General features: G+C 59.3%; 3 protein-coding genes. All 3 read right to left on the reverse strand.

All coding sequences use genetic code 11. The features are described 5' to 3' along the window. Positions 1-254: 254 nt before the first annotated feature. Genes A1355_RS16845 through A1355_RS16855 form a run of 3 tightly spaced genes read right to left on the reverse strand, consistent with a single transcriptional unit; the run spans position 255 to position 6,696 of the window. Complete coding sequence (locus A1355_RS16845) at positions 255-3,575, reverse strand: hybrid sensor histidine kinase/response regulator (RefSeq protein WP_064030301.1); 3,321 nt, start codon at positions 3,573-3,575, stop codon at positions 255-257. 3 nt (positions 3,576-3,578) lie between these two features. Beyond that, a complete protein-coding gene (locus A1355_RS16850; RefSeq protein WP_064030303.1) occupies positions 3,579-4,196 on the reverse strand; it encodes a YfiR family protein in 618 nt (205 codons plus the stop codon). Positions 4,197-4,212: 16 nt separating this feature from the next. Continuing rightward, positions 4,213-6,696, reverse strand: a complete 2,484-nt coding sequence (locus A1355_RS16855) for a TonB-dependent siderophore receptor (RefSeq protein WP_082885605.1) — start codon at positions 6,694-6,696, stop codon at positions 4,213-4,215. Positions 6,697-6,926 lie beyond the last annotated feature (230 nt).

The raw sequence follows: 6,926 nt of genomic DNA on the forward strand, positions 1-6,926 counted from the left end.
GCTGCCGGCGGAGGAATTCGCCGATTCTGCCGACAGGCGCTTCCTTGGTTGTCAACGCTCCTGAATCAGCGCCGCATCGGTCGTATACAACCGGTTATTGTATGCCGAGTTGTCTTGCCCTGCACGAGCGGCTTCCCTTTTTAAGCTAAGGTTTTGAGCATCGCGTCACGCCGGATCGTTAATCATAGTGCGCCATCTTGCGTCGAGCGTTCGTTGAATGGCCAGAATATAGCCATTGGTGGACCGGCGCCGATCTAGCCGTTCTTCCGCTTAGCGGCATCCAGATATCCGAGCAACGCTTGATAATTGAATTGGTCGGCCACGCCGGACAACGCGACCGCCAGGCTTGGGTCTAGCAAGGCGATTTCGGCGATCAGCGCGGCGACCGCTTCGCTGTTCAGGTTTTCCAAGGCGTCGGTCAGCCGATTGCGCAATTCGGCCGGAAGCGCCGCCAGCGCGTCGGTATCCACGGCCGGCGCGGCGGTGGCCGGCGCCTCGCTGGCGTAGCGATAGCTCAGTCCCAGCTGCCGTGCCAGGCAGTCGTATATTTCCGCGAACTGGTAAGGCTTACGGATCACGTCGTCCATGCCGGCGTCCAACATTTCCTGCTGCTGTTCCTGAAACGCCGACGCGGTGACCGCGATAATTTTAACGTGTCGTCCTCCCGGCGCTTGCCGAATCCGCTGGGTGGCCTCGATGCCGTCCATCACCGGCATGCGCCGGTCCATCCAAATCAAGTCCGGATGCCAGTTCTCGAATAGCGTTACACAATCCCGGCCATTCTCTGCGAATTTCGTGTCCAGGCCCAAGCCGGTCATCAAGCGTCCCAGCAGCAAGCGGTTTTCGTGCTGATCTTCGGCGATCAGTATCCGGTAACGGGGTTGACCGCCGGCCAGGCCGATCACCTTGCCGCCGGAAGCGGAGGATAACTCGGTAATACCCTCCGCGCCGGCCAGCGCCACCGGTAACTCCACTCGAAACAGCGAGCCTTGGCCCAATTCGCTTTTAACGCGAATGTCGCCGCCCAGCATCCGGACGAATTGGCGGGTAATCGTCAGTCCCAAGCCAGTCCCTTGTTGAGAGACGCCGTCGGCCAACTGTACGAAGGGTTCGAACAAGCGCGATTGATCTTCCGCCGCGATGCCGGGGCCGCTGTCCTCCACCTCGATCAGCAAATGATGTTTGGCGTTGTGCTTGATCCCCATCCGCAGCGTGACGTGTCCGTGTTCGGTAAATTTCACGGCGTTGTTGATCAGATTGATTAGTATCTGGCGGATGCGGGCTTCGTCGGAACTGACGTAGCGAGGGCATTCGTCGGCTTGCTCGAGCACCAGCGACAAACCTTTTTCGCGAGCCCGGATGCGCATCATCTCGGTGACGTCCTTGACCAGCGCGTATAAATCGAACGCGGCGATGTCCAGTTGCAGACGGCCCGCTTCTATTTTCGCGACTTCCAGTACGTCGTTGATCAGATTGAGCAAATGCTCGCCGCTACGATTGATGATATCCAAGCTCTCCGCCTGATGCTCGGTGATCTGCGGGTCGTGGCGCATCATGCCGGAGAAACCCAAGATCGCGTTGAGCGGCGTCCGCAATTCGTGGCTCATATTGGCTAGGAACACGCTTTTGGCCTTGTTGGCGGCTTCCGCAGCGTCGCGGGCCAGCCGCAATTCGTCGGTGCGGCGCCGCACGGTGTCTTCCAGTTGTAGCTTATATTGGTCCAGCTCCGCCTCGATACGCTTGCGCTCGGTAACATCGCGGGCGATCGCCAGCACGCTGGCTACCTCGCCATGTTCGCCGAGTTCCGGAATATGGCGAATTTCGGTGGTACGTCCGGTCGGCCAGGTAAATTCCATCAAATTCGGCGCGCCGCTGCCGACAACCCCCAACACGGCGTTCAGCAATGGTTGCGTCAGGTCCGGATTGCCCGGTATCGGCAATTCGCATACGGTCTTGCCGATCGGCGACATTCCGGCAGTTCCCGAGCTGCGCGCGGCCGCCGCATTGATGTACAGATGGCGGCCCAGGGTGTCGAAGCGTACGATGCCGTCGGGATGGTTCTCGGTCAGCGTGCGAAACTCGCGCACCCTTTTCGCCAGGGCCGCCTCGGCTTGCTTGCATTCGCTAACGTCCCGGCAAATGACCAAGTTGTAGATTTGGCCGGCGAATTCGAACACATTGGCCGTCACTTCCACCGGAAAGCGTCGGCCGTCCCGGCGTTGATGCTGGGTTTCGAATTGCGCGCGCCGCCGCTCGCTCAGTTCCCGCCGGAAGCTCGCCCACATCGCGTCGGTCCAATCCGGGATGATGTCGAATAGGCTCATGCCGCCGGTGAGTTCTTCGCGGCTATAGCCCAGGGTGCGCACCGTACTTAGATTGGCATACAAAAAACGCGGGTCGTTCTCGCCCATCAACAATATCGTCTCCTCGACTCGATCCAGCGCGAAACTGAGCAAATGCAGGCGTTGCTGGGTTTGCTTGCGTTCGGAAAGGTCGTAGGTCAGGCCGACGAAGCCGCCGATCCGTCCGGCATCGTCGCGCAAAGCGGTAATCGACAAATACACCGGAATCCGTTGCCCGTTCTTACGGATGAAGGTCCATTCGCGTTCCTCCGGTTGATGACGCATCGGCTTGGCGGTGAATACCTCGAAGCCCGGCGATAGGGTTACTCCGAGTTCCGCGGAAAGCTCGCGAGCGTAGCGGACGATTTCCTCGCCGTCGTGCCAAAGCGCGGGTGTCGCGCGGCCGACGACTTCGCTTGCGGCATAACCCAGTAAACGCTCGGCGGCCGGATTGAAACTGGTGACGGTGCCGTCCGGGGATGTGGAGATGATACCGTGGGCGATGTTTTGCAATATCGTGTGTTGGAACACGTTGGCATGGCGCAATGCCTGCTCGCGTTCCTGGATTGCCGCCATCATCGCGTTGAAGTTTTGTCCCAAGCGAGCCAGTTCCTCGGCGCCGCCGGCCGGCACGCGGTGGTGGTAATCGGCCGAGAACCTCACCCGTTCGCTTGCGTCGGTCAGTGCGGCGATCGGCGCGACGATGGCGCGCTTCAGCATCAGTTGTTGGCCTATCGTGGCGATCAGCAGCACCAGCACGCCGCCGCCGAATAAAGCGAAGATTTCGCGGGTTTGCTGCTCGATGGCCGCCATACTCATGGCCAGATACAGCCTGGCGCCGCTGGATAAGGTTTGCAACCAGTCGGCGCGCTCGCGATTCACGAAAATCCCGTCCTTTTCGGGAAGTGCCCGCGCTAGAGAGCTTTGCGGCAAACGCTCGAAACTCGCCAACACCCGGCCGTTGTCCAACACGATGGCCGCCGCTTGAATTTGCGGATTGGATTTTAAGGTGTCGAGGATTTCCTGCGCACGCGTCGGATCTTCGAAGGCGATGGCTGTATCGGTGCCAACCGCGATCATGCGCGCATAGGGTTCGATGATTTGCGCGGCTCTTTGCTCCCGCGTCAGGTTTTGAAACATTGCCAAGCCGGCGCCTGCCAACAGAAACGCCAGCAGGGCGCTGCCCCACAGAATCAGTACCAGCCGGCCTTGGATGTTGGATGGCATCGTCATCGCTTATCGTACCCGGCGAAAAATACCGTTGATCAAGATTTCGTTGGAGACTTCCAGCAGCTTGGTTTGAATCGTCAGCGAAACGGCGCGGGCTTGATCGAGATTAATGGTCATGCCGACCCGCTCGTCGACTTTAAAGCGGATAACGCCGCCATCCGCAATAAAGTCTTCCGCATCGCCGACCGTCAGTACCGGTTTTCGTTTCAGCTCGGCCAAAGCGGCGTGGCGAAGCGCGATGTCGGTGTACGCAACAAAGACGATATGGCAGATCGGCAAATCCACCGTGCGTTCCGCTCGAACGATTTCAAACGCGTGACCTTGCTCGCTTCTATCCTTGACGCTGGTTTCCAGTACCTCGCCGAACGGGTCCGGGCCCAACACCGCGATGCACCAAGGCCTATCGACGCTGGGGGAAACCGGCTCCGGCCAAGTGACGTAGCGGGCGAAATTGCGTAAAAACGCGGCTTTGACGCGAATCGCGCTGCTCTGCCCCGGCGTCGGGTCGGCATTCACCGCCGGAACCAACATACCCAGCAACAGTGCAGCGATGCCCAAGCGGCGCCGGGAACGCCGATTGAGTCGAGGGGTGGCGTCGAAAGAGGCGAGGTCGGCGTGTTTCATGGTTCAGGTGCCGCCATCAAAACTTGACGGAGAAACTGATCGTCAGCTCGCGCGGCCGGCCGCGGCTGCTTTGCGAGGGACGATATTGTTCGTCGAGCAGATTTTTCCCCATGAAATCCACGCTCAGTTCGTGTTCGCCGACTCGCCAGCTATAGCCGATCAACGCGTTCAACAGCAGATAGGTTTGCCGGTCCGAGCTTGGGGTATCCGATAACAAGGTTTGATCGTAGACGAAATTGAAGCCGCCACCGATATGCAATCCGCGCCAGGCGTCGGCCTTGAAGTCGTAACGCGTCCATAGATTGGCAAGATGCGGCGCGCTCATTTGCAGCGGCGCGTTATGAAATCGTAGCGCATTCTTGTAATACGCTAGGCCGGTGGCGTCCAGCGTATCGGGGTTCCGGGCCAGGATGGCATCGTCCCGGCCGGTGAACTCGGTAATGTTGGCATCCATATAGGTATAGGATAGATAGAGCTGCCATTGCTCGGTCAATTGGGCGGTGGCATCCCATTCGATGCCGCGCGAAGTTTGCTTGCCGGTCTGTACGCCGTAGATCGTCACGACGCCGTTGGCGTCGGTAACGGCCAAGTCGTTGACGATGTTTTTATTTTCGATGTCGAAGTAGCTCAAGGTGCTGGACAGGCGGCCGTCGAGCCATTCCGCTTTGATGCCGACGTCGTAGCTCCGGCCCTCGCTGGGGTCCGGAATGGCTGTGCCGCCGTCAAGACGGTTGATGGAAAATGTGCCGGGGACGAAGGATTCGGCATAGCTGGCGAACCAGGACCATTCCCGCGTCAATTTGTACAACAGCCCGTACTGTGGCGTCACTCGGCTGGCGCTAACTCGCGGCTGCGACCGCTGGTTCAAGACGTCGCTAAGCCGGCTTTCGGTCTCGGTCCAACGCCAGCCGGTCAGCACCAGTAAGCGATCGTCGAAAAATCCGAAGGTCGAGCCGCCGTAAACCGACTTATCCGCCGCGTTGAGGTTTTGGTCGAACCGGGAAGCGGTCAATCCCGACAAGCCGATCGACGTGTGGCGATTCCAGGTCGAGGGATCGCTCAAATCCCATAGCGGCAGCGGCGACGCGGTCGGATTGCCGCCGAGGCTTGGATCGTTGGGCGCCTGACCGGCCCAACGGTGAAAATTGCGGTCCACGTACTGCCCACCGAACAACAGGCGCAGACTGGCAAAGCCCAAATCGTAGCGGCCGACGCCTTGCAGTTCGATCGTGTCGTCGCGGTTGCTGTAAACCTGATGGCGAACCCGCCGGCCCTGTAAGGTCGTGACGTTGTTCGCCATGCCGAAATTGCCGGTGGCCAATGCATCCACGTCGTATTCCATATGGGAATAGCCTGCCCGCAAATTCCAGTGTTCGTCGGCTTTGAAGTCTAACCAGGTGCTGAGGTTATCGGTATTGCTATGGCGATAATCGCTGTAGGCCATGCCGTTCCAGGTGTCAGGCAGGCCCGGCACGTCGACGCCGGATCGGTTGGGATCGGTTGCACTGGGCATGATGCCGGTCCAAGTACCGTAACCGGGCTTTTGCATTAATTGCGGCGCTTCGATCTTTTCGAACCGCTCGTATTTCAGCGATAGGCTGAAGCGGTCGATGGGCTGCCAAAGCAGGGATGGCGAAATATTCCAGGCATGGGCGTCGTAAGGCTCCCAATAGTGCAAATCTTGGTCGTAAGAGGCCGCCATTCGGTAGAACAGAGTTTTCGAGGCCGGCCCGGTTACATCGGTTTCAAAGCGGTATTGGCCGTAGGAACCGTAACGGGCGGCGGCATTCGCCGCGAATTGGCGCCGAGGCGTTTTGGTGATGACGTTGACGATACCGCCCGGCGCGACTTGCCCGTACAGAAACGAGGCCGGCCCCTTGACGACTTCCACTCGCGACACATTCGTGAAATCCAGAATCGACGGACCATGCACCCCGTCCCGCAAGGTCTGAATATTGCCGCCGGCCAACGAGCCAACGGTAAAGCCGCGGATCGCCAGATTCGCGTTACCTTCGTTGAAATCGTTGCTCCGATAGGTGACGCCGGGAGAATAGCGGGCGATGTCGAAAATCTCGCGAGGCCGTTGATCCTTGATAAAGGCTTCGGTAAAGCTTTGGATCGCGAAAGGCAATTCGCGAATCGGCGCGTCGAAACGCGAGCCGGACACCGAGTTGGAAGCCCGGTAACCGCTATCGAGCTCGCTGGACACTTCGAACGGCGAGACCTTGACCTTGACCAGCTCGTCGATGTCCATGTCCGCGACATCCTTCAACGGGTGGCTGAATTCGTCGACGGCGGCTAGCGCTTCGCTTAGGCTTTCGAGAGCGTTGGAGTTTGAGGGGGCCGAATCGGGCTGGGTGGCGCTGGCCGGTTTAGCGGGCGAGATTGCGGTGTCCTCGGGTTCGTTCGCGCTCGCAAGCGAAGCCAACTGCGACAAACTCAGCGCTAACGCCAGTTTGGCAATCGCCGTTAAGTCGGCGTCATGCTTACCTGCTTTCATTCGAAGCCCCCGGAAAATTCGTTAAACCGCATACGGATTTTCAGCGTCGCCACGCCACTTACGTTAGCCGATAAGCATAGCCGATAGGTCGAAAACCACGCGAATATTCAAGTCGGGCTAGCCGAGCTGGCGGCGACGCGGCCGCGTTGCGTGCTGCCGGTTAGTCGAGGTCAGCGGTGTCTAGGAGTTTCAAAATGCCCGGATAGTCGAAATTCGCCGCCAACGCGGCC

The sequence above is a fragment of the Methylomonas koyamae genome (assembly GCF_001644025.1).
Lineage (GTDB): Bacteria > Pseudomonadota > Gammaproteobacteria > Methylococcales > Methylomonadaceae > Methylomonas > Methylomonas koyamae_A.

What these genes read in the sequence shown, in the direction of transcription:
- A1355_RS16845 (WP_064030301.1), bottom strand. Translation starts at nt 3,575, where the DNA reads ATGACGATGCCATCCAACATCCAAGGCCGGCTGGTACTGATTCTGTGG.
- A1355_RS16850 (WP_064030303.1), bottom strand. Translation starts at nt 4,196, where the DNA reads ATGAAACACGCCGACCTCGCCTCTTTCGACGCCACCCCTCGACTCAAT.
- A1355_RS16855 (WP_082885605.1), bottom strand. Translation starts at nt 6,696, where the DNA reads ATGAAAGCAGGTAAGCATGACGCCGACTTAACGGCGATTGCCAAACTG.